Origin of the sequence: Pseudomonas sp. NFACC04-2, from assembly GCF_900119265.1 — a bacterium.
Classification (GTDB): domain Bacteria; phylum Pseudomonadota; class Gammaproteobacteria; order Pseudomonadales; family Pseudomonadaceae; genus Aquipseudomonas; species Aquipseudomonas fluorescens_AA.
In genome coordinates this window covers 15,443-35,699 of the sequence record NZ_FPJC01000018.1, presented here as the reverse complement: position 1 = coordinate 35,699, position 20,257 = coordinate 15,443, and the positions used below count along the sequence as shown (strand labels likewise).

21 protein-coding genes are annotated in these 20,257 nt (G+C 62.7%); 6 read left to right on the top strand and 15 right to left on the bottom strand.

Annotation, left to right across the window (positions count from 1 at the left end; translation table 11 throughout):
* The first annotated feature begins 8 nt into the window (after nucleotides 1-8).
* The 3 genes from BT125_RS21360 (at nucleotide 9) to BT125_RS21350 (ending at nucleotide 3,715) form a co-directional block, all read left to right on the top strand.
* Complete coding sequence (locus tag BT125_RS21360; RefSeq protein ID WP_072410043.1) at nucleotides 9-1,148, top strand: ABC transporter ATP-binding protein; 1,140 nt, start codon at nucleotides 9-11, stop codon at nucleotides 1,146-1,148.
* Nucleotides 1,145-2,647: a glycoside hydrolase family 32 protein gene (locus BT125_RS21355; protein ID WP_072410041.1), complete on the top strand. Its 1,503-nt coding sequence runs from the start codon at nucleotides 1,145-1,147 to the stop codon at nucleotides 2,645-2,647. The genes BT125_RS21360 and BT125_RS21355 overlap by 4 nt, the downstream gene beginning before the upstream one ends.
* A 75-nt stretch (nucleotides 2,648-2,722) precedes the next feature.
* Nucleotides 2,723-3,715, top strand: coding sequence for a LacI family DNA-binding transcriptional regulator (locus tag BT125_RS21350; protein WP_072410039.1), 993 nt, complete (start codon nucleotides 2,723-2,725; stop codon nucleotides 3,713-3,715).
* A gap of 16 nt (nucleotides 3,716-3,731) precedes the next feature.
* Here BT125_RS21350 and BT125_RS21345 read toward each other — a convergent pair whose 3' ends face one another.
* Nucleotides 3,732-4,319 carry a TetR/AcrR family transcriptional regulator gene (locus BT125_RS21345; protein ID WP_072410168.1) on the bottom strand — a complete coding sequence of 196 codons (588 nt, stop codon included), beginning with the start codon at nucleotides 4,317-4,319 and terminating at the stop codon, nucleotides 3,732-3,734.
* Nucleotides 4,320-4,473: 154 nt separating this feature from the next.
* On the opposite strand from BT125_RS21345, the gene BT125_RS21340 reads away from it, so the two are divergent.
* Together BT125_RS21340 and BT125_RS21335 are read left to right on the top strand one after the other, a co-directional pair.
* On the top strand, nucleotides 4,474-5,262 hold the full coding sequence (locus BT125_RS21340) for an SDR family NAD(P)-dependent oxidoreductase (protein WP_072410037.1): 789 nt from the start codon (nucleotides 4,474-4,476) through the stop codon (nucleotides 5,260-5,262).
* A gap of 99 nt (nucleotides 5,263-5,361) precedes the next feature.
* A complete protein-coding gene (locus BT125_RS21335; RefSeq protein WP_072410036.1) occupies nucleotides 5,362-6,378 on the top strand; it encodes an NADP-dependent oxidoreductase in 1,017 nt (338 codons plus the stop codon).
* A 20-nt stretch (nucleotides 6,379-6,398) separates the two neighbouring features.
* On the opposite strand, the gene BT125_RS21330 is transcribed toward BT125_RS21335, so the two are convergent.
* The 5 genes from BT125_RS21330 to BT125_RS21310 all read right to left on the bottom strand — a co-directional run bounded on the left by BT125_RS21330 (nucleotide 6,399) and on the right by BT125_RS21310 (nucleotide 11,194).
* Entirely contained in the window at nucleotides 6,399-8,009 is a 1,611-nt protein-coding gene (locus tag BT125_RS21330; RefSeq protein WP_072410024.1) for a gamma-glutamyltransferase family protein, read from the bottom strand.
* A 63-nt stretch (nucleotides 8,010-8,072) separates the two neighbouring features.
* Complete coding sequence (locus tag BT125_RS21325; protein ID WP_072410022.1) at nucleotides 8,073-8,852, bottom strand: amino acid ABC transporter ATP-binding protein; 780 nt, start codon at nucleotides 8,850-8,852, stop codon at nucleotides 8,073-8,075.
* A 2-nt stretch (nucleotides 8,853-8,854) separates the two neighbouring features.
* A complete protein-coding gene (locus BT125_RS21320) occupies nucleotides 8,855-9,631 on the bottom strand; it encodes an amino acid ABC transporter permease (protein WP_060742708.1) in 777 nt (258 codons plus the stop codon).
* 12 nt (nucleotides 9,632-9,643) lie between these two features.
* On the bottom strand, nucleotides 9,644-10,450 hold the full coding sequence (locus BT125_RS21315; RefSeq protein ID WP_072410020.1) for an ABC transporter substrate-binding protein: 807 nt from the start codon (nucleotides 10,448-10,450) through the stop codon (nucleotides 9,644-9,646).
* A gap of 75 nt (nucleotides 10,451-10,525) precedes the next feature.
* Entirely contained in the window at nucleotides 10,526-11,194 is a 669-nt protein-coding gene (locus BT125_RS21310) for a GntR family transcriptional regulator (RefSeq protein WP_072410018.1), read from the bottom strand.
* Between BT125_RS21310 and BT125_RS29735 the strand changes: the two genes are divergently transcribed.
* Entirely contained in the window at nucleotides 11,193-11,315 is a 123-nt protein-coding gene (locus BT125_RS29735) for a hypothetical protein (RefSeq protein WP_256573817.1), read from the top strand. The genes BT125_RS21310 and BT125_RS29735 overlap by 2 nt on opposite strands.
* 114 nt (nucleotides 11,316-11,429) lie before the next feature.
* On the opposite strand, the gene BT125_RS21305 is transcribed toward BT125_RS29735, so the two are convergent.
* The 9 genes from BT125_RS21305 to BT125_RS21265 form a co-directional block, all read right to left on the bottom strand.
* Entirely contained in the window at nucleotides 11,430-12,374 is a 945-nt protein-coding gene (locus tag BT125_RS21305; RefSeq protein WP_072410016.1) for a helix-turn-helix domain-containing protein, read from the bottom strand.
* 179 nt (nucleotides 12,375-12,553) lie between these two features.
* Nucleotides 12,554-13,318, bottom strand: a complete 765-nt coding sequence (locus BT125_RS21300) for a 2-keto-4-pentenoate hydratase (protein WP_072410014.1) — start codon at nucleotides 13,316-13,318, stop codon at nucleotides 12,554-12,556.
* Complete coding sequence (locus BT125_RS21295; protein ID WP_072410012.1) at nucleotides 13,315-14,922, bottom strand: bifunctional 3-(3-hydroxy-phenyl)propionate/3-hydroxycinnamic acid hydroxylase; 1,608 nt, start codon at nucleotides 14,920-14,922, stop codon at nucleotides 13,315-13,317. The genes BT125_RS21300 and BT125_RS21295 overlap by 4 nt, the downstream gene beginning before the upstream one ends.
* Before the next feature lie 2 nt (nucleotides 14,923-14,924).
* Entirely contained in the window at nucleotides 14,925-15,788 is an 864-nt protein-coding gene (locus BT125_RS21290) for an alpha/beta fold hydrolase (RefSeq protein WP_072410010.1), read from the bottom strand.
* A 26-nt stretch (nucleotides 15,789-15,814) separates the two neighbouring features.
* Nucleotides 15,815-16,417: an amino acid synthesis family protein gene (locus tag BT125_RS21285; protein ID WP_072410008.1), complete on the bottom strand. Its 603-nt coding sequence runs from the start codon at nucleotides 16,415-16,417 to the stop codon at nucleotides 15,815-15,817.
* A gap of 13 nt (nucleotides 16,418-16,430) precedes the next feature.
* Nucleotides 16,431-16,880: a VOC family protein gene (locus BT125_RS21280; RefSeq protein WP_060742716.1), complete on the bottom strand. Its 450-nt coding sequence runs from the start codon at nucleotides 16,878-16,880 to the stop codon at nucleotides 16,431-16,433.
* 11 nt (nucleotides 16,881-16,891) lie between these two features.
* Nucleotides 16,892-17,932, bottom strand: coding sequence for a WD40/YVTN/BNR-like repeat-containing protein (locus BT125_RS21275; RefSeq protein ID WP_072410006.1), 1,041 nt, complete (start codon nucleotides 17,930-17,932; stop codon nucleotides 16,892-16,894).
* A gap of 12 nt (nucleotides 17,933-17,944) precedes the next feature.
* Nucleotides 17,945-18,739: an SDR family NAD(P)-dependent oxidoreductase gene (locus tag BT125_RS21270; protein WP_060742718.1), complete on the bottom strand. Its 795-nt coding sequence runs from the start codon at nucleotides 18,737-18,739 to the stop codon at nucleotides 17,945-17,947.
* 26 nt (nucleotides 18,740-18,765) lie between these two features.
* On the bottom strand, nucleotides 18,766-20,256 hold the full coding sequence (locus BT125_RS21265) for an aldehyde dehydrogenase family protein (RefSeq protein ID WP_072410004.1): 1,491 nt from the start codon (nucleotides 20,254-20,256) through the stop codon (nucleotides 18,766-18,768).
* Between the last annotated feature and the right edge of the window lies 1 nt (nucleotide 20,257).

Here is a 20,257-nt window from a genome sequence, read left to right as displayed (position 1 = left end):
ACAGCATCGTGATCAAGTTGAAGCTGGACAACGTGAACAAACAATTGGGCGGCGCACGCATTCTTCGCGACGTCAGCCTGGAAATCTCGGCAGGCGAATTCGTGGTCTTCGTCGGCCCTTCGGGCTGTGGAAAGTCGACCCTGCTGCGGCTGATCGCCGGGCTGGATTCGATCTGTGGCGGCGACCTGCTGATCGACGGACGCCGGGTCAACGACCTGGAGCCGCGCGAGCGTGGCGTCGGCATGGTGTTCCAGTCCTATGCGCTGTACCCGCACATGAGCGTCTACGACAACATCAGCTTTGGCCTCAAGCTGGCCAAGACCGAAAAGACCAGCCTGCGCGAGCGGGTGCTGAAAACCGCGCAGATCCTGCAATTGGACAAACTGCTGCAACGCAAGCCACGGGAACTGTCGGGCGGCCAGCGCCAGCGCGTGGCCATGGGCCGGGCCATGGCGCGGGAGCCGGACATTCTGTTGTTCGACGAGCCACTGTCCAACCTCGACGCGTCCCTGCGCGTGCAGATGCGCAACGAAATCGCCCGGCTGCATGGGCGCTTGGGCTCGACCATGATCTACGTGACCCACGACCAGGTTGAAGCGATGACTCTGGCCGACAAGATTGTCGTGCTCAATGGCGGCCGTATCGAGCAGGTCGGCTCGCCACGGGAACTCTATGAGCGTCCGGCCAGCCGCTTTGTCGCCGGTTTCCTGGGCTCACCCAGGATGAATTTCCTTGCCGCGTTCCTGCATGCGCCAGGCGAAACCAGCCAGGTTGAAAGCCTGGTGCTGGGCATGACGTCCCTGCCCTTCGACAGCTCGGGGCTGGCTGCGAATACGCAACTGAGCCTGGGGATTCGTCCGGAACATATCGCCCTCAAGGCGGCCCAGGGAACGGCCGGCATCGTGGTGAGCGGGGTCGAATACCTGGGAAGTGAAACCTATGTGCACCTCGACACCGGCCAGGACGACCCCATGGTCTGTCGTTGTGAGGTCAACGCCGGATGGCGAGTGGGCGATCGGGTCGAACTGCAACTGGATATCGACAATCTGCATGTGTTCGACACACACGGCACGGCGTTGAAACGCCACGCCATCGACCGCCTGCCCGATGACGTCGCCCTGCGCCCGGCCCATGCGGGCGCCCTATGACTTTATCCTTGAATAGCCTGAGCAAACCGATGCCCGCCTCTCTCGAACATGCGCAACAGGCCCTGCGTGATGGCCTGTCTCGCCTGATCCACGACTATCGACCCGACTATCATCTGGCCCCGCCAACGGGCTGGATGAACGACCCTAACGGAGTGGTGTTTTTCCAGGGCGAGTACCACGTGTTCTACCAACACCACCCCTTCGACGCCAAATGGGGCCCGATGTACTGGGGCCACGCCAAGAGCGCCGATCTGGTTCATTGGCAACATCTGCCCATTGCCCTGGCGCCGGGTGACGACTTCGACCGCGACGGCTGTTTTTCCGGTAGCGCGGTGGTGTGTGGCGACACCCTGGCGCTGATCTACACCGGGCACACCTGGCTGGGAGAGGTGGGTGACGAACGCCTGATCCGCCAGGTCCAGTGCCTGGCCACCAGTGTCGACGGCGTCCGCTTCGTCAAGCATGGCGCCGTTATCGAGGACGCGCCGCAAGCGGCGATCATGCACTTTCGTGACCCCAAGGTCTGGCAGGAGGATGGTTATTGGTACCTGATTGCCGGGGCTCGCCTGGGCGACACGCCGCTGCTGCCGCTATACCGCTCCACGGACCTGCGCGCCTGGGAATTTCTCGATTATGTGTCCAGGGGCACTGAGGGCGACGGCTACATGTGGGAATGCCCGGACCTGTTTCGCCTCGACGGGTGCGACGTACTGCTGTACTCCCCCCAAGGCATGCCAGCGGCGGGTTACGAACGGCTCAACAAGTATCAGACCGGTTATCGCATTGGCCACCTCGACAGCCAATGGCACTTCAGCGGCGGGCCGTTCATCGAGCTGGATAACGGCCACGATTTCTATGCCGCGCAAACCTTGGTGGCCGCTGATGGTCGGCGCCTGGTGTGGGCCTGGCTGGACATGTGGGAAAGCCCGATGCCGAGCCAGGCCCATCACTGGTGCGGCATGCTCGGTTTGCCACGGGAACTGGAACTGCAGGGCGATCGCCTCGGCGTTTTTCCGGCGCGGGAACTGGTTGCGCTGCGCCAGGCGCCGTTGCCGAGCATTGCGCCGTGGGGCGAGTCGGGCAGCCGCTGGGTGCCGCAAGTGAGTGGCGACCGACTGGAGATCCATGTGCATCTGGACCTGCTCGATTGCACCGAAGGTCAGTTGGGCATTGCCTTGCGCTGCAGTGCCGATGAGCAGGAACAGACACTGCTGTATTACGACGCGTCACTGCGACGCCTGGTGCTCGATCGCAGCCGCTCGGGTGCGCAAGTGAGCGGCCAGCGCAGCGTGCCGATAGAACAGGCGCAAACGCAACTGCATCTGCGGGTGTTTCTCGATCGTTCATCCATCGAGGTGTTTGAGCAAAGCGGCCGCTTCAGCCTCAGTAGTCGTCTCTATCCGCGGCCCGACAGCCTCGGGGTGAAGCTGTTGGCGAGCGGGAGTGGCGGACGCGTCGCCATTTCCAACGCCTGGCCCCTGGCCTCGGGTTGGCTGTGAGTCGCGTCATTCGAGTCGCGAGAAGCCCGGGCGCTGTGTCATGATTCTGCGTCAACCTGACTGGCCGCACTTCGCATGACTTCCGTGAAAGACGTTGCACAGCTGGCCGGCGTATCCCTGATGACGGTTTCGCGCGCGCTCAACACGCCGGAAAAACTGAGCCCCGAGACCCTTCAGCGGGTACGCCGCGCCATCGATGAACTGCAATTCGTACCGAGCCTGTCGGCGCGCAGGATGCGCGGCGACAACTTGCAGGCGCGCACCATCGGTGTGTTCGCACTGGACACCGCGACCACGCCGTTCGCCGTCGAGTTGCTGCTGTCCATCGAACAGACCGCGCAGCAAGCCGGCTGGAACGTCTTCATCCTCAACCTGCTGAGCAACCCGCCCACCGACCAGAACATCGACCTGATGCTCTCGCATCGCCCCGACGGGTTGATCTTCAGTGCCATGGGGTTGCGCCAGGTGAGCATTCCCGAGCGACTCAAGAGCAAGCCGCTGGTACTTGCCAATTGCCTGGCCGATGACAGCCAATTGGTCAGCTACGTGCCGGATGATGAAGCCGGGCAGCACCGCGCCTTGCATCATGCCTTGAGCCAAGGCTATCGGCGCCCGCTGTGTATCAACTTGCCCAGGAAGAGTGTTGCCTGGAATCTGCGGCAACAAGGGCTGCAACGCGCCTGCCAGGCATTCGGGCTGGCGCCTGAAGCACTCCTGCAATACGACCTTTCCGATCACGATGCCTACGGTGAAACCGCCGCCATTCTCGACCGGCATATCGTCGACGGCCGTCCGCAATTCGACATCCTGGTCTGCGGCAACGACCGCATCGCCTTCTGCGCCTATCAACTGCTGTTGGGCCGCGGCTTGAAAATCCCTGATGATGTCGCTGTGCTGGGCTATGACAACATGATCGGCATCGCCGAATTGTTCATGCCGCCGCTGACCACGGTCCAACTGCCGTACTACGAGATCGGTCGCCAGGCCGCCCGGCACCTGATCGAGACCCTCGAACTGAAGGGCGCCCAGCCGGTGGATTGCCCACTGGTGGTCAGGGCGTCGCTGTAAGGCCAATCGGTATCCGTCAAGGCTGCTGCGCGGGCGACGACGGTAGTGATGCGATGATCCGGGTGCGGCAGACCTCAAGGATTTCATCAGCCAGCGCGGAGTCGTCCGGGCAGGCCCGCGACAACATGATCGCGCCGACGACATGGGCCAACATGTCGAGCATTTTCGCCCTGACCTCTGCCTGCGGCGCGTCTTGCCCGGTCTCGTACCGGCTCTCGAGCGCCGCCAGCATATCTTCGATGCCGCTGGAAAAAGTCGCCTTCAGCTCGGGCGATTGACGGGCAGCGTCCCCGCACAGTGCCGCCATGGTGCAACCGCCACCCGGGGCGTCACGGTGATTGCGGGATACGTAAAGATTGACGAACCCAGGCACATCGAGACCCGCGTTGTTGGTCAGCGATTGCGCAAGGCTGCGCGCGGCCGCTTCGACCATCAGGTCGGCCTTGGAGCCGAAATGTTTGTAGAAACCGCCATGGGTGAACCCGGCAGCCGCCATCAGATCCGCAACACCCACGCCGTCAAAGCCTCGCTCGCGAAACAAGACAGACGCCGTCTCGACGATGTGCTCCCGATTTGCCTGGGCCTGGGCTTTGGTTACCCGCATTTTCCACTCCTCGTGCTGCTCGAAAATCACTCTCACATCATACATAGATGTCGAGCATAATCAAATTCGTTGACAGTTTAGATTTCGATCATCATCCTAATGGAAAGCCGCGCTCATCAGGCGACGGTTCATACCCTTGAAGAAGAGAAACTCCATGGACACTCGCACAACCGTTCTCATCACTGGCGCTTCCACCGGTATCGGCGCAGCCTACGCCCAGCGCTTTGCGCAACGCGGCCACAATCTCGTCCTGGTGGCCCGCGACAACGGGCGCCTGCAGGACCTGGCCGCCAAGCTGCGCAGCGAACACAATGTTGCCATCGACATTCTCCAGGCCGACCTGACCCAGATCAGCGACCTGACGAGCGTCGAAGCCCGACTGCGGGAAGACGCCAGCATCGGTATCCTGGTCAATAACGCCGGCGCCGCCCAGTCCGGCACGTTCATCGAACAGTCGACCGACAGCGTCGCGAACCTCGTGTCGCTCAATACCACCGCGCTGGTCCGATTGGCCAGCGCCATCGCCCCACGCCTGGTCAAGGCGGGTGACGGTGCGATCATCAACATCGGCTCCGTGGTCGGCCTGGCACCGGAATTCGGCATGTCGGTCTATGGCGCGACCAAGGCGTTCGTGTTGTTCCTCTCTCAGGGACTCAGCCTGGAACTGTCGCCCAAAGGCGTCTACGTGCAAGCCGTCCTGCCGGCCGCGACCCGTACCGAGATCTGGGAGCGCGCGGGCATCGATATCAACACCTTGAATGAAGTCATGGAAGTCGGTGACTTGGTCGACGCCGCGCTGGTCGGTTTTGACCGTCGCGAACCTGTGACCATCCCGCCGCTGCAGGAAGAAGCACGCTGGGATGCCTTGCAGGCGGCGCGCCAAGGTCTGCTCGGGCAAATCAAGCAGTCCCTCGTTGCCGAGCGCTATCAAGACCTGGCGTAACCATCGTTCAGCGGGTGCCGGTGCGAAGGACAGCGCTGGCATTTCCGGATGCCTGGCCGGGTGATCCGTCGACTGCATCCCTTATAAGAGCAAAGCACCATGAAGGCATTTTTAATCGACCGCTACGCCAAGCACAGTGGCCGTATTGGCGACATACCCGCCCCAGAAGTGGCTGACCACGACGTTCTGGTCCGCGTGCATGCCGCCGGCGTCAACGTCCTGGACTCAAAGATCCGCAAAGGCGAATTCAAACTGATCCTGCCCTACTCGTTTCCCTTGATATTGGGCCATGACGTGGCCGGGGTCGTGATGCGGGTGGGATCCCGTGTCAAGCATTTCAAACCGGGGGATGAAGTCTATGCCCGCGTCCCGGATGGGCACATCGGCACCTTCGCCGAGCAGATTGCAGTGAACGAAAATGCCCTGGCCCTGAAACCCACGAACGTCAACCAGGAGGAAGCCGCCGCCCTGCCCTTGGTCGCCCTGACGGCCTGGCAGGTGCTGGTTGAAACCGCCCAGGTAAAGAAAGGTCAAAAGGTGTTCATCCACGCCGGTTCAGGTGGCGTCGGCACCCTCGCCATCCAGCTGGCCAAACACCTCGGCGCCTTCGTTGCGACCACCACCAGCACCGCCAATGTGCCCTGGGTCAAGGCACTGGGGGCGGACGTTGTCATCGATTACAAACAGCAGGATTTCTCAAGCGTGCTGCAGGACTATGACGTCGTGTTGAACAGCTTGGGGGCCGATGAACTGGAGAAGTCGCTGAAGATCCTCAAACCCGGCGGCCAGCTCATTTCCATCTCGGGACCACCTACCCCACAGTTCGCCCAGGCCCAGGGGTTGTCCTGGCCGCTGCGGCTGATCATGGGGCTGCTGAGCAGTGGCATACGCCGCAAGGCCCGCCGAAAGGGTGTTAGCTACGCCTTCGTGTTCATGCGCGCCAGTGGTCCTCAACTGCGTGAGATCACCACGCTCGTCGAGTCCGGCAGCATCAAGCCGGTGGTTGACCGATCCTTCGCCTTCGACGCGACGGCCGATGCCCTGGATTATGTCGAGCAAGGACGGTCCAAGGGCAAGGTCGTCATCAAGATCCACTCGGGAATGGCCGATGAGTGAACCCCATTTGTCTGCGCTCATCACCAAACGGCAATATGCGAATCCGCCCGGGGTTCGGTCCCGCCGCACAGCACACCACTGACCGGGTCGCGCAGGATGATCTGGCCGCGCCCATAGTCGGTCAGGTCGCTGGCGATCTGCACCTCATGCCCCCGTCGCGCCAGGGCATTGGCCAGGTCCCGTGAAGCCCCGTGCTCGATCCCGACCTTCATGTCTCCCAGCCATTGCCAACGCGGTGCGTCCAAGGCCGCTTGCGGGTTGAGGCCGAAATCCACCAGGTTCATGACCATCTGCACATGCCCCTGGGGCTGCATGTAGCCGCCCATCACGCCGAAGGGGCCGAGGGCCTCGCCATTACGGGTAAGGAACCCGGGAATGATGGTGTGGAAGGTTTTCTTGCCCGGGGCCAGGCAGTTGGCGTGGCTCGGATCGAGGCTGAACTCCTGCCCGCGATTCTGCAGGGCGATTCCGCTGTCGGGCAACACCACGCCTGAGCCGAACCCGTGGTAGTTGCTCTGGATGAACGAGACCATGTTGCCCTCCTCATCCGCGGTGGCCAGGTACACCGTGCCGCTGGCGTGGGGGTCGCCGGGCTTGGGCGGTTGGGCCTGTTCGCCGATCTGCCCGCGCCGACGGGCGCTGTAGTCATCGCTGAGCAGGTCAGCCACTGCCACGCGCATGTGCAGGGGGTCGGTGATGTAGTGCAGGCCGTCGCTGTAGGCCAACTTCATCGCTTCCAGTTGACGATGCCAGGTCTGCTGGCTGTCACGCTGATCGAAGTCAAACCCTTCCAGAATCTTCAGCGCCATCAAGGCCACCAGACCCTGCCCGCTCGGCGGGATTTCCCAGACATCCACGCCTCGGTAATTGACGTGGATGGGGTCGACCCACTGGGCGCGATAATCCCTGAGGTCCGAGGCGCGCAGATAGCCGCCGCTGGCCCGGGAGTGGGCGTCCAGGCGCTCGGCCAACGCCCCGCGATAGAGGCTTTCGCAGCCGGTGTCGGCCAGTTCCTGGAGCGTGCGCGCCTGGGCCGGGTTGCGAAAAATCTCCCCGGCCCGGGGCGCCCGGCCTTCGATCAGGAACGTCTCGAACCAGACCTCCAGGACGGCATCGCGATGGGGCGTGAACTCGTTCAGCGCGATCTGCCATTGATGGGCAACCACCGGCGACAGCGCAAAGCCGTCCCGGGCCAGACTGATGGCCGGTTGCAGCAGCTCGGCAAAGGGCAGTTTGCCAAAGCGCTGCGACAACTGCGCCCAAGCCGATGGGCAGCCCGGAACGGTCACCGGTGTCCAGCCGTAGATCGGCATCTGCTCATGACCGGCGGCCTTGACCGCCTCGATGCTCAAGGCCGCCGGCGCATGACCGTTGCCGTTGAGGCCGTGTAGCTGGCCCTTGCACCAGACCAGGGCGAAGGCGTCACCGCCGATGCCGCAGCCAGTGGGCTCCACCACCGTCAGCGCCGCTGCCGTGGCGATGGCGGCGTCGATGGCATTGCCGCCTTTTTGCATGATCTCGATGCCCGCCTGGGCCGCCAGGGGCTGGGACGCGGCGACCATGCCCCGACGGGCGAAAACGCTCTGGCGCTGGGATGGATAAGGGTATTCGTGGGCAGAAAATGTCAGCATGGCGAAAGCTCTTCAATACAGGAATTGATTGACCGGACTCGGGGGTAGACAACCTTGCAAGGGTCATAGCACCCGGCTGAGGAAAGCCCGGGTCCGCGGGTGAATGGGGTGACAGAAGATCTGCTCCGGCGGCCCTTGCTCGATAAGCTCGCCCTGGTCCAGGACCACCACACGGTCGGCCACTTCCCGGGCGAAGCCCATCTCGTGGGTCACCACGACCATGGTCATGCCCTCCTCGGCCAACTCCTTCATCACTTGCAGCACCTCGCCGACGGTCTCCGGGTCGAGGGCGCTGGTGGGTTCGTCGAATAGCATGGCCTGGGGTTTCATGGCCAGGGCCCGGGCAATCGCCACCCGCTGTTGCTGGCCGCCGGAGAGCATCGATGGGTAGTGATCGGCTTTTTCCGCCAGGCCGACCCGCTCCAGCAACCCGCGGGCCTGTTCCAACGCAGCGGCGCGCGGCACACCGAGCACCTGGATGGGCGCCTCGATGATGTTCTCCAGGGCAGTCATGTGGGGGAACAGGTTGAAGCGTTGGAACACCATGCCGATGTCCCGCCGCTGACGGGCGATGTTGCGCTCCGACTCACGCACCAGGCTGCCGTCGGCCCGCTCGCGGTACCCCATGGCCCGGCCATTGACGCGGATGCGTCCGCCCTGGATGTCTTCCAACAGATTGATGCAACGAATGAAGGTAGTCTTGCCGGAGCCCGACGCACCGATCAGCACCACCACTTCGCCACGCCGCACTTGCAGGGAAATGCCCTTGAGAATCTGCAGCTCGCCGAAGGACTTGTGAACGTCCAGCGCCTCGATGATCAGCTCTTCGCTTTTATGCGCCATGGTTAACGTGCCCTCAGCAGGTTCAAGGTGCTGCGACCGAACATTCGCGTCGACGCCGGCGGTGGCGACGAAGGCCGATCCGACTGGCCGAAACGGGTCTCCAGCCAGCGCTGGAAAAAGCCCCACAACGTGGTCAGCAACAGGAAGTAGATCGCCACCACCAGGTACAGCTCGAACACCCGGAACGTCGCCGACGTGACCATCTGGGTACTGAGCAACAGTTCCTGGACGCCGATCACACTGACCAGCGTGGTGTTCTTGAGCATCACGTTGAACTCGTTGCCCAGCGGCGGAACGATGACCCGGAACGCCTGGGGCAGGACAATGCGGCGCATCAATTTGGCGAAGGTCATGCCCAGGGAGCGTCCGGCCTCGTATTGGCCCTTGTCCACCGCGCCGATGCCGGCGCGGATGATCTCGGCCATGTAGGCCCCCTCGTTGAGGCCCAGGGCAATGATCGCCGCCTGGATATTGCCGGGGATCACCAGGCCGAACAGGTCGATGTCTTCGAAGCGAAAAATCCCACCGGCGGCCAGCGCGGTGTAGAGAAAGACGATTTGCACCAGCAACGGCGTGCCGCGCATCAGCCACACGTAAAAGCGCACCGGCAAATGCAGCAAGGGGTTGCTCGACAACCGCAGCAACGCGGCGGCCAGCCCCAGGGCACAGCCCAGCAGCATCGCCAGCACACTGATCAGGCAGGTCAGCCAGAGCCCGGTGAGATACACCCCACTGGGCTGCAGCAGGTACTGCCAGAACACATCCCAATTGAAATTCATCGATGGTTCACCTCAATCAAGTGTGTCACTGGCGACATGCCATTTGCCGAGCAACTGGGTATAGCTGCCGTCGCTGCGCATATCGTTGATCACCCGCTGCACGGCGGCGGTCAGTTGCGGATCGTCCTTGCGAATGCCCAGGCCGGTAAGAATTCGGCTGAAGGCCGGCACCCCTTCCTCGAACAGGTCGGGCGCCATGGTCGCGTAGTAACCGGCGGTTTCCACAGTGGTGCCGTAGGCGTCGACCTGACTGATGCGCAGGGCCTGGAAGGCATCGGTGTCGGTGTTGTAGACCACCAGCTTCATCGCCGGCTTGCCGGCCTTGGCCAGGGATTCGTTCTCGGCGTCGAGCAGGGTCTTGATGGTGGAACCGTTGAGCACCGCGACCTTGTGCCCGGAGAGATCCGGCAGTGTCTTGAGGCCCTTCGGATTGCCCTTGGGCACCACCACCGCCTGGCTGGAATACATGTAGTTGACGATGTCGATCACCTCGCGGCGCTCGGGCTTGTCAAACAGCTGATCGACAATCATGTCGCACTGGCGGGCCAGCAATGCGGGGAGCAATCCGGAAAAGGGAATGACCCGCCACTCCACCTTTTTGTCACCCAGGCGCTTGGCGATTTCCAGCCCCAGGTCCACGGTCAATCCCTTGGGTTTCTGCGCCTCATCAAAAGACACCAGCGGCGGCGAATCCATGCCTGAGCAGTAGACGAGTTTGTCGACCTTGAGCAAACGCTCCGGGACAACGGGCGCGGCAACCGCCCACTGCGCACAGAAACCCAAGGATAAAGCGGCAACCAACAGGCGAGGCTTATGCATGACCAGACACTCCAGTTCAGTAGGTAACGGGCAGTACTCAAAGTCAGAACACGGGCAGGCTCGGGCCTGCTCTCGTTATTTTTTCGATTGCAGGAACTCGATCAATTCAGGAACGGTGCCTTCGATGTGCGCACGCACCACCGCCTCGGCCTTCTCGGCATCGCCCGCACGCAGGGCATCGAGGATCAGCATGTGCTCCTGACGCGCACTCAGGGGCTTTTCCACATGCTGCAGCCATAGACGCATGGGCGCTTCGATCAGGGAATAAAGCGCGCTGATCTGCTTGAGCAATCGCGGACGTCCGCTGAGGCTGCACAGGTATTCATGGAAGGCGCGATGGCGGCTGACCCACTCGGCGCTCTCCTCGCGGTAGTCGTCCATCTCGTCCAGCAAGCGTTCCAAGGCGGCCAACTGGCGCTCGCCAATGCGTGCTGTCGCGACACGGACCGCCAAGCCTTCCAGGGCGCTGCGCATTTCGAAGACTTCGTGCAGCTCATCGATGTCCAGGCCGCTGACAACCGCCCCGCGATTGGGCCGCAGGGTCACCAGGCCCTGGGCATCCAGACGGCGAAAGGCTTCGCGCACCGGCATCCGGCTCATGCCGATCTCGTTGGCAATGTCCTCGGCAATCAGCCGGTCGCCCTTGCGTAACCGACCGCCACAAATGGCATCGAGCAGGAAGTTGTACGCCTCCTCCTCGGCAGTCATGGGCGGGCGTTCAGCGTACGTCGGAGCAAATTGCATGGCAGCACCTTCTGCATTTTTGTATCCAATTATCCATGAATTCAAAAAAGCAGAATGCGTGCCAACTTCTCACGCAATCGTGCAAGCGTTTGATTTGAAGGAATTTGCCGAGGAAAAATGACTGGCTACCGTGCGTCCTGCCTCAGGCTGGACTGCAGCCGTATGCTACCAAACCGCTCAGCGGCTGCCCTTTATGGGTGCAGGATGGCGCTTCGGTAACACTGTAAACGGCGGCTCATCCTGCCGGCGCCCTGGGCGTATCCGAGGGTGACTCGCCAAACAGCGCTCGGTAATGGACCGCAAAATGGCTCAGGTGGAAAAACCCCATGGCCACGGCGATCTCACTGACGTTCAGCGCGGCCGCACGGGTCGTGATCAGTCGGCGGCGCACGGCATTGAGCCGCAGGTTGCGCAGGTACTCCACCGGGCGCATCCCGGTCACCGCCTGGAAACTGTTCTGCAGGGTCCTGCGGCTGACCCGCAATTGCTCGCACAAGTCGAGAATGCTCAAGGGTACATCGGCACTGGCGACCACCAACTCCTGGCAACGCTTGACTAGGTACGCACTGACGGCAAAATTGCCGCGCCGGCCGCGCACCTCGTCCGAGGCATGGCTGAACAGGTCGAGAAAGGCATTGAGCAGAACGTCTTCAAGGATTTTTTCCGAGGCGGGATTGACGGCGTCCGCCTGTTCCAATAGGTGACGAAACAGTGGGTGGATGCGTTGTTGCACACGGCGCAGTACCACCTCATCCACACTGACCTGGGACACGTTCTTCAAACGCTTGAGCTGCTCGCTCGACAGTTCGTAGGCTGCCAGCTTGGCGAAGCGCACCGTGTCGACATTGGCCGCGAAGAAATGCGTACCCTCCGGGGCGTGCAAGACGAAGTCTTCGCCATCGCGCAACAACACCACGCTATGGGCGCCCACCTGATGCCCCTGGACCACCGGCGCACCACCCAGCGACATGGCAATGCACAAGCGCCCTTTTGGCGCGCAACCGTGCTGCACCACCCGTTTATCCAGCACCTCCTGGAAGATCTGGAAACGTTCGGCGCATACCTGGCGCAGCTCGCTGGAAAGACATCCACGCCCGAGCTGATCATAGACTTGTTGCCAGCCCAGGATCGAACCGGCGTGTTGCTGAGGATCATTGAAGGTACGGACTTCGGCGAACATGATCATTGTTCCTCGGTGGCGCTGCGTTTATTGCCTGGTACGGTTGCTCAAGGATCTCTAAAACCCGTGGCGAGGGAGCTTGCTCCCGCTTGAGTGCGAAGCGCTCACAAAAATGGGTCTGCTGCGCAGCCCAGCGGGAGCAAGCTCCCTCGCCACGGGCTCCTTTGGGTGAACAGTGCTTACTGCTGGAAAACCAAAGCCAGTTCCATGCCAAGCATGTACAACCGGTACTCGGCGGCCTTGATCTCCAACGGTGCCAACAAAGAGCCGGACAGCACCACCTGGCCCGCTTCAACGCACTGCCCGTCAGCCAGCAAACGCCGCACCAGCCAGCACAGGTTGGCCTGGGGCGTGTCCTCGCGCGCCTGGGCATTGCCCTCGCCACAGGGCACCCCATCGCACGCCAGGCGATAGTTCAGGTGGGCCAATTGCTCGGGATGGAACCTGACCCGCGCCCCCAGGCAATACAGCCCCGCAGCGGCATTGTCGGCAAGAAACGCACCGACGCCGAAACGCCAGCCCTGCCAGCGGCAATCGGCAATTTCGAACGCCGGCGCGACCTCGCAGATGGCGGCGAGGATGTCCTCGTCGCTGTAGAAACCGGGCACCAGCGTACGCCCTAGGACAAACGCCAGCTCGATTTCCAACTTCGGCTGGATCAGCCGTGCGAGCGACACCCCACGGCCGGGTTCCACGACCATGGCATCGGTCAGTGCGCCCAATACCGGCTCGTCAATACCGAAACGGTCCTGGGCGGCGCGGCCGGCGAAGGCCACTTTCCACCCGGTCAAGCGCTCACCGCCGGCCTGGCGTCGGCGTAGCGCCTCGCGCTGCAAGGTGTAGCCCGTCGACAGGTCGACGGCCTCTGGTTCCAACGAAGGCAAGGCGTGCACGGCCTGCGCGGCATCGTGAAGCCGGACCAACAGATGATCTTCACGGCTCATGAGAGTTGCCCCGCCAGTTTGCGCAACACGCCTTCGAGCCGCTCGGGTGTGGTGATCGCGGCCACGAACCGATCCGGCCGCACCACCACGACACAATCACGGACCTTGGCAAACCATTCGCCGAGGCGGTTATCGACGTCCTCGACACAAATGGCCCCGCTGGCAGACAAGGGTTGGTTACGCCCCACGCCACTGCGCGAGCGATTGATCTGGATGAAGCGCGTCTCCCAGCGCGCCCACCAGGCGGCGGTTTCTTCGCTGAGCGGTTCGCTCGGGTCGACCCGATACCCCAGCACCGCATAGGAATGCCCCAGCACCTCATCCAGGCGTCGGCGCTGCCCCTGGGCATCTTCGATGGACGGTTGGATGAACAACTGCCCGACCAGATCATCCTCATGCAGCTCGGCGCGTTCGTGATACACCAGGCCTTTGGTGATGGTCGCCTTGGGCTTGAACTTGAACTCCAGCAAGTGCGAACGCAGGTTGTCGACGCTGTTGACGGCCTGGAACAACCAGTCCCGCACACCCGCCATCAACGGATTGGTCAGCCCCAGGACGGCGCCCATGTTATCGGCCAACGCAATGAGATCGGTCGCATGCCCACGGCGCTCCTGGTCGTAACTGGCCAGAATCGCTGGCGACGCCCGCCCTTGGAGAATCGCGGCGAGCTTCCAGCTGACGTTGGCGACATCACGCAAGCCCGAATTGAGTCCCTGCCCGGCCCAGGGCGGGGAAATATGCGCCGCATCCCCCACCAATGCCACACGGCCCTGAACAAAGCGCGCCGCGACCCGGGAGTTATGGGTGTAGGCGCGGATCCGGATGATTTCCAGTTGGTCGACCGCATCGCCGATATGCCCACGGATCAAGTCCCGGATCGTCGCCTCCTCGCACATCCGGGCTTCGTCTTCGCCCTCCAGGAGCATGAACTCCCAGCGCCGTTGCTGATACGGCAGGTAGATGCAGACGAAAGGTCTCTGAGGGTCGGCATGCAAGGCGGTATACGGTGCGTCGAGGGTGTCGTTGGCCGTATCGATCACCACCCATTTGCGCGGATGGGTCAGCCCCAGCAGTTCGATGCCGAGTTTCTTGCGCACGCTGGAGCGTCCGCCATCGGCACCGATCACGTACTGCGCCTGCAATTGATAGAGCTCCCCCTGGGCATCGCGCACCTGCAAGGTCACACCCTCGGCATCCTGCTCCAGATCGAGCATTTCATGGCCCTGGCGCAACGCGACGGTGGTGTGTTTGCCCAACTGCTCGCGCAATGTCGTTTCAAGCAACTGTTGCATGAAGATGTTGCGCATCGGCCAACCATATTTCGCCGTGCTCGGCTTGACCTCGGCAAAACAGACGCCTCGCGCATTGTAGTAACGCAGGGGTACGTTGCAGATCATGTCGCGCGCGGCCAGTTCGGCGATGCCGATGCCCTGCAACACCCGCAGCGCCTCGTCATCCATGCCCACCGCGCGGGGATACGGCAGGACGCCGTCAGCCAATTCAAGGACGATGCAGTCGATACCGTACAGCCCCATGTAATGAGCGGCCGTGATCCCGTTCGGGCCGCCGCCCACGATGACAACCTGGGTTTTCTCCTGCTTCATCGCTATTCACCGCTTTGTTGTTGTGGTTGTAGGCATTGGTCGTGCAAGTAGTCCATGACGACACGGTTGAACGTGTCCTCCTGATCGTCATGGACATAATGGCTGGCATCGGCGATTTGCGCTGTATGCACGTGCGGATTGGCCTCTTTCATCGCTGCCAGGGTCGCCTCGGGCAGAAAATCGGAACGCGCCCCCCGAATGAACAGCGTCGGGCAATACAGCGCCCGGACCGCCGGCCACAGATCGGTCGGGGTGATGCTCAGGCGCGCCTGGGCAATTCCGGCCTGATCATGGCGCCAGCCGATACCTGCCGGGGTTTCCTTCATCGAATGGGTCAACCTGGACGCCAGCCCCTGGGCGGACAGACCGGGACGTGAGCGGCGCCAGAATTGCGCGGCACTTTCCCAGTCGGGAAACGACAGGGGCGTCTGGTTCATCTCGCGACGGATGCGCTCGGCACCGTCGCCGCTGATCGACGAGCCGGGGCCGATGTCTTCGATCACCAGGGCTTGCAGGCGTCCAGGATTGAGCCGGGCATACTCCAGCGCATTGGTGCCGCCGAGGGAATGCCCCACCAGCACGAAACGCTCCAGCCCAAGGTGCGTGACCCAATCTTCCAGATCGCTGACATAGGCTTCGGTCCGGTAGCTGGAAGCCTCTGCCCAGTCGCTGTCGCCACGACCGCGCTGGTCCAGGGCATGGCAACAGAATTGCTCGCCCAACGCATTGGCCAGGGACGCCCAGGTCTGGGCATAGGCCCGCAGCCCATGCAGCAACAGCACGGGAATGCCTGACGCGTTGCCCCACGACAAGTAGTGCAGGCGCATCCCCGAACGATTGGTGAAGAACTGGCTGTTTGCAGACATTCGTTGGCTTCCCACGTCAGCGCACCTCAATACAGGCCGTCATTGCCCTTGACGTCAGCGGCCTGTAGGCCGCCCAGACGTGCATGCAAACGCCCGCGCGTGGCGAAGGCCCAGATGATGATCAACTCGTCGGCCGAGGGACCATCGCCGAACGACAGGGAAATGCTGTCGTAATGGGAGCGCACATACAGCGCGTCCTTGTGGGCCAGCGGCACGTCGATGGTCACGCCAGGCGCGCCGCGCTTGCCGGTGGAGGGCACCCAGGACTTGCCACCGCCCAATGCGACACGGATCGGATCCGCCGCCGGATTGGTCAGCAACGCATTGCCGTGCTCGTACTCGCCCTGGCTGCCCACCAGGCACGCCTTGCCGTAACTGACAATCTCATGCTCGCCGGCCAGGGCCTGGATACGCCGACCAAACTCCTGGCCCAGCAAGGGTGACGGCTCTATCAACTCGGCCAGGCTTTCGCTGAAACGTCCCGCGTATGGGTTGGCGATCACTGCCCCAATGGCGTACTTGAACAGCGGCTCGCCATCGGCCAACTGGCCGGTTTCGTTGGCCAGGGTTTCCTCGACGAAGCTGTACCATTTGCGGATGTGGTAACTGGCGAAATTCGCGGTTTTCATCAGACTTGCCTCTTTAAAGTGGGTCGAGATCGAAATGCCGGCTGGGAGCCCCAGCGGCCTTGAAGCGGGCCTTGCCGCGCTCGTCGTCGTGTTCGGACTCGAGGAAAAACTCCATGCGATTGCCATCGGGGTCGTTGAAGTACACGCCGTTGCCAATCTCGTGGTCAGTGATCTTCACCACCTCGACGCCCTTGTTCAGCAACATGCCGTAGAGCTTGCGCAGGGTGGTCATGTCGCCCGCGATCTCCAGCCCGTAGTGCTGCAACCCCAGGCCGCCCTGGTGGGCGCCGGGCTCTGCGCGGAGCAACGCGATGTCGTGATGCTTGGCACCAAACGCCATCATGATCCAGCTTTCACCCCGGGCGCTTTCATGCATGCCCAGCACATCGGCGTACCAACGGGCCGACACTTCCGGGTCGCTCACGAACAACGACAGGTGAGTACGAACGACTTCGACTTTCATCGCGCGATACCTCAGTTCTTCTTGATGATGGATTGATGCCCGGACTTGATTTGCGCCACGGCGGGCGTCCAGAGCACATCAGCGATTTCACTGAATTCACGCCACTGCTTCTGCCAGCCGTCACCGCCATTCTCGGAAGTGAACAGATGCCCGTACTTGGTGCCGGCGACGATCTGGCGAGGGTCGGCAGGGTTCAAGGCAATCGCCCAGACACAGGAGTTGGGTTGTTGTGGCAGCGGCAGCACTTCCCAGCTAAGGGCGGCATTCCGGGAAACCAGCACCTTGCTGGTGGTGCCCGGGGTGCCGTCGGAGATGCTCAGGTAGAGCGTATCCTCACCACCCAACGGTGCATTCATGGCGCGCACGTAATACAGGCCGAATGCTTCCCGGGCGACGATGCCGGTCCAGGTCTGCCCCTCGTCGAAGCTGCGGTAAACGGCGTTGACGCACACCACGACGATGACCTTTTGCCCATGGTTGGGCAGGACCACAATGTTGTGCACGTCCGAGTTGAAGTCCCACAACAAGCGATCATCGACACGGGTCCAGCTCTCGCCACCGTCACGGCTGTGGAACAGCCCGCCCTCTTCCAGGCCGAACCAGAGCTGGTTGCGGTCCGTCGGGTCGTAGGCGAAAGCCAGCAGGCGTGGACGACTGACGCCGTCGCAGAACTCCGGGATCTCCACGGGGGCACGATCCCAGTGCTGACCACCGTCGAGGGTGCGCCACAGTACGGCGCGCGAAGGCGCACCGGTGCCCACGAAAATACGCTGTGCATCCTGGGGATCCACCGCGACCTTCCAGACGGTCTGCCCGTTGAACGGCGAATCCACCCGCTGCCAATGGCCGCCGGTATCGCGGCTGATGCACAGGCCGACGTCGGTGCCGGCGTAGATCACCTCGGGCGTACCCGGATGGAAACTCAGGGATCGGGTGATCGCATCGAATTCCAGGTCCTGGCCCAGGCCCAGGCGATGCCAGGTACGGCCATCGTCGGCGCTGCGGATCACCGCTTGCCCTACGGTGGCGACCAAAAGGGTTCCGTTACTCATCAGTGCTGCTCCTCAAATGAAGATGCCACGGGTCAAGCCGCCGTCGATGCCAATGGATTCCCCAGTCACGGCGCCCGCCTTGGGGGATGCGAGGAAACCAATCAGCCAGCCCATTTCGATGGGCGCCAGGGTGCGCCGGATCGGCGTCGCGTCGATGTAGCCCTGCTCCACCTGCTCAGGCGTCTTGCCCTGCTTGACCCCTTCGCGCTCGTACAGCTCCTGGATGTGCGGGGTGTCGACCACACCGGGGTGGATCAGGTTGACGGTGATGCCGGAGGGGCCCAATTGGTCGGAGAGCGTCTTGGTCATGTGGGCGATGGCCAGGTTGCGCATGCCCGAGAGGACCTTGCTGCCACGCCCGGTCAAGCCACCGATGTTGATGATGCGACCGAAGCCACCGGCCTTCATGTGCGGGGTTACCGCCTTGGCGCAACGGAAATAGCCGATCACCTTGGTGTTGAGGTCCGAGAGCAATTCGTCGTCGCCGGCATGTTCGATGTCGTTGCGCACCACGCCGGACGGAGCCGCGGCGCCGTTGACCAGGATGTCGATGCGGCCAAAGTGCTTGTGGGCCGCCTCGACCATGTCGGACACCGCCGACATCTGGTTGGTGTCACAGTACAGCGGCAGCACTTCGTTGCCGGTCTCGGCGGTAATTTCCTCGGCGGCTTGCTGGAGAAACTCCATGCGTCGCGCACAGATCACTACCTTGCAACCTTCCTGGGACAAAAAGCGCGCGACTTCCTTGCCGATGCCCATACCGCCGCCGGTGACGATCGCCACGCGGCCTTGCAATTCCAGATCCATAGCAGTTCCTCTTGTGATTATTCGGTTCAGGCCAGATCGACGAAGACACTTTTGGTTTCGGTGTAGGCATCGATCACGTTCTTACCCATTTCCCGACCCCAGCCGGATTGCTTGTAGCCGCCAAATGGCGAGGCCGGGTCGACGACGTTCCAGCAGTTGATCCACACCGAGCCGGCCTTCAACTGCGCCGCCACGCGATGGGCGGAGCGCAAGTCACGGGTCCAGAGACCTGCCGCCAGACCGTAAGGCGAGTCGTTGGCGCGCAGCACCAGTTCATCGATGTCGGTCCAGCTCATGACGGTCAGTACCGGGCCGAAGATTTCTTCCCGGGCGACACAGGCGCGCTCGGCGCGGTCGAGAAACACGCTGGGGCGGATGAAGTGGCCGCGCTCCAGGTGGGCCGGCCGATCACCGCCGCAGATCAGTTCGGCGCCCTCTTCCTGGCCCCGTTGCAGGTAGCCACGCACCGTGCCCAATTGCCGGGCCGAAACCAGCGGGCCCATGCTGCTGGCCGGATCCAGGCCTGGCCCCAACACATGGGCGGCCGCGTGGCGCTGGAGTTCTTCAAGCACCTGGTCGAGGACGCTGGCGTGCACGTACAGACGCGATCCGGCGGTGCAAACCTGGCCCTGGTTGTAGAAAATGCCATCGGCGGCGCCTTTGGCGGCCCGGACAATGTCGGCGTCCGGCAGGATGATGTTGGGGGACTTGCCCCCCAGTTCCAGGGAGACCTTCTTCATGTTGCCAGTGGCCGCCTGGGCGATCAGTCGTCCCACCTGGGTCGAGCCGGTGAAGGCGATCTTGTCCACGTCCGGGTGTTGGGCCAGCGGTGCACCGGTTTGCGTACCCAGGCCAGTGAGCAAGTTGACCACCCCGGCCGGGAAACCGGCGGCCTCGATCAACTGCACCAGGCGAATGGCAACCAGGGGCGTCTGCTCGGCGGGCTTGAGCACCGCGACACAACCGGTCGCCAGCACCGGACCGAGTTTCCACACGCACATGGTCAGCGGGAAGTTCCACGGCACGATCAGCGCGCAGACGCCCACCGGCTCGCGCAAGGTGTAATTGAGCATCGGCGCGCCACTGGAGGGCGACACCGGCAGCGTGCTGCCTTCGATCTTGGTCGGCCAACCGGCGAAGTAACGAATGATGTTGGCCGCGCTGGCCGCTTCACCCCGGGCCGCGCCGATTGGCTTGCCGTTTTCCAGGGTGATCAGTTGCGCCAGCTCTTCGCGATGCTGGTCGAGCAGTTCCGCCAGGTGAAACAGCAGCAACCCGCGCTGGGCCGGGGACTGCTGTGCCCAGGTCCCCGTGAAGGCCGCGCGGGCGGCAGCGACGGCGGCATCCACGTCGCGCTCGCCACCTTCGGCGACTTCAGCCAGGGTGTGTTCAGTGGCCGGGTTTTCCACGGCAAACCGGCGGCCATTGGCGGCGTCCTGCCAAGTGCCGCCAATAAACAGACGCCCCGGTTGCGACAGGAACTTCTCGACCGCAGGTAACAATTGAATCGGGTTCATA

Bases quoted from the DNA above. Each gene is read 5' to 3' on its own strand.
- BT125_RS21280 (WP_060742716.1), bottom strand. From the start codon at position 16,880: ATGAAAGTCGAAGTCGTTCGTACTCACCTGTCGTTGTTCGTGAGCGAC.
- BT125_RS21315 (WP_072410020.1), bottom strand. From the start codon at position 10,450: ATGCATAAGCCTCGCCTGTTGGTTGCCGCTTTATCCTTGGGTTTCTGT.
- BT125_RS21275 (WP_072410006.1), bottom strand. From the start codon at position 17,932: ATGAGTAACGGAACCCTTTTGGTCGCCACCGTAGGGCAAGCGGTGATC.
- BT125_RS21345 (WP_072410168.1), bottom strand. From the start codon at position 4,319: ATGCGGGTAACCAAAGCCCAGGCCCAGGCAAATCGGGAGCACATCGTC.
- BT125_RS21305 (WP_072410016.1), bottom strand. From the start codon at position 12,374: ATGTTCGCCGAAGTCCGTACCTTCAATGATCCTCAGCAACACGCCGGT.
- BT125_RS21320 (WP_060742708.1), bottom strand. From the start codon at position 9,631: ATGAATTTCAATTGGGATGTGTTCTGGCAGTACCTGCTGCAGCCCAGT.
- BT125_RS21290 (WP_072410010.1), bottom strand. From the start codon at position 15,788: ATGTCTGCAAACAGCCAGTTCTTCACCAATCGTTCGGGGATGCGCCTG.
- BT125_RS21270 (WP_060742718.1), bottom strand. From the start codon at position 18,739: ATGGATCTGGAATTGCAAGGCCGCGTGGCGATCGTCACCGGCGGCGGT.
- BT125_RS21335 (WP_072410036.1), top strand. From the start codon at position 5,362: ATGAAGGCATTTTTAATCGACCGCTACGCCAAGCACAGTGGCCGTATT.
- BT125_RS21350 (WP_072410039.1), top strand. From the start codon at position 2,723: ATGACTTCCGTGAAAGACGTTGCACAGCTGGCCGGCGTATCCCTGATG.
- BT125_RS21330 (WP_072410024.1), bottom strand. From the start codon at position 8,009: ATGCTGACATTTTCTGCCCACGAATACCCTTATCCATCCCAGCGCCAG.
- BT125_RS21340 (WP_072410037.1), top strand. From the start codon at position 4,474: ATGGACACTCGCACAACCGTTCTCATCACTGGCGCTTCCACCGGTATC.
- BT125_RS21265 (WP_072410004.1), bottom strand. From the start codon at position 20,256: ATGAACCCGATTCAATTGTTACCTGCGGTCGAGAAGTTCCTGTCGCAA.
- BT125_RS21310 (WP_072410018.1), bottom strand. From the start codon at position 11,194: ATGCAATTTGCTCCGACGTACGCTGAACGCCCGCCCATGACTGCCGAG.
- BT125_RS21285 (WP_072410008.1), bottom strand. From the start codon at position 16,417: ATGAAAACCGCGAATTTCGCCAGTTACCACATCCGCAAATGGTACAGC.
- BT125_RS21325 (WP_072410022.1), bottom strand. From the start codon at position 8,852: ATGGCGCATAAAAGCGAAGAGCTGATCATCGAGGCGCTGGACGTTCAC.
- BT125_RS21300 (WP_072410014.1), bottom strand. From the start codon at position 13,318: ATGAGCCGTGAAGATCATCTGTTGGTCCGGCTTCACGATGCCGCGCAG.
- BT125_RS21295 (WP_072410012.1), bottom strand. From the start codon at position 14,922: ATGAAGCAGGAGAAAACCCAGGTTGTCATCGTGGGCGGCGGCCCGAAC.
- BT125_RS21355 (WP_072410041.1), top strand. From the start codon at position 1,145: ATGACTTTATCCTTGAATAGCCTGAGCAAACCGATGCCCGCCTCTCTC.
- BT125_RS29735 (WP_256573817.1), top strand. From the start codon at position 11,193: ATGGCAGCACCTTCTGCATTTTTGTATCCAATTATCCATGAATTCAAA.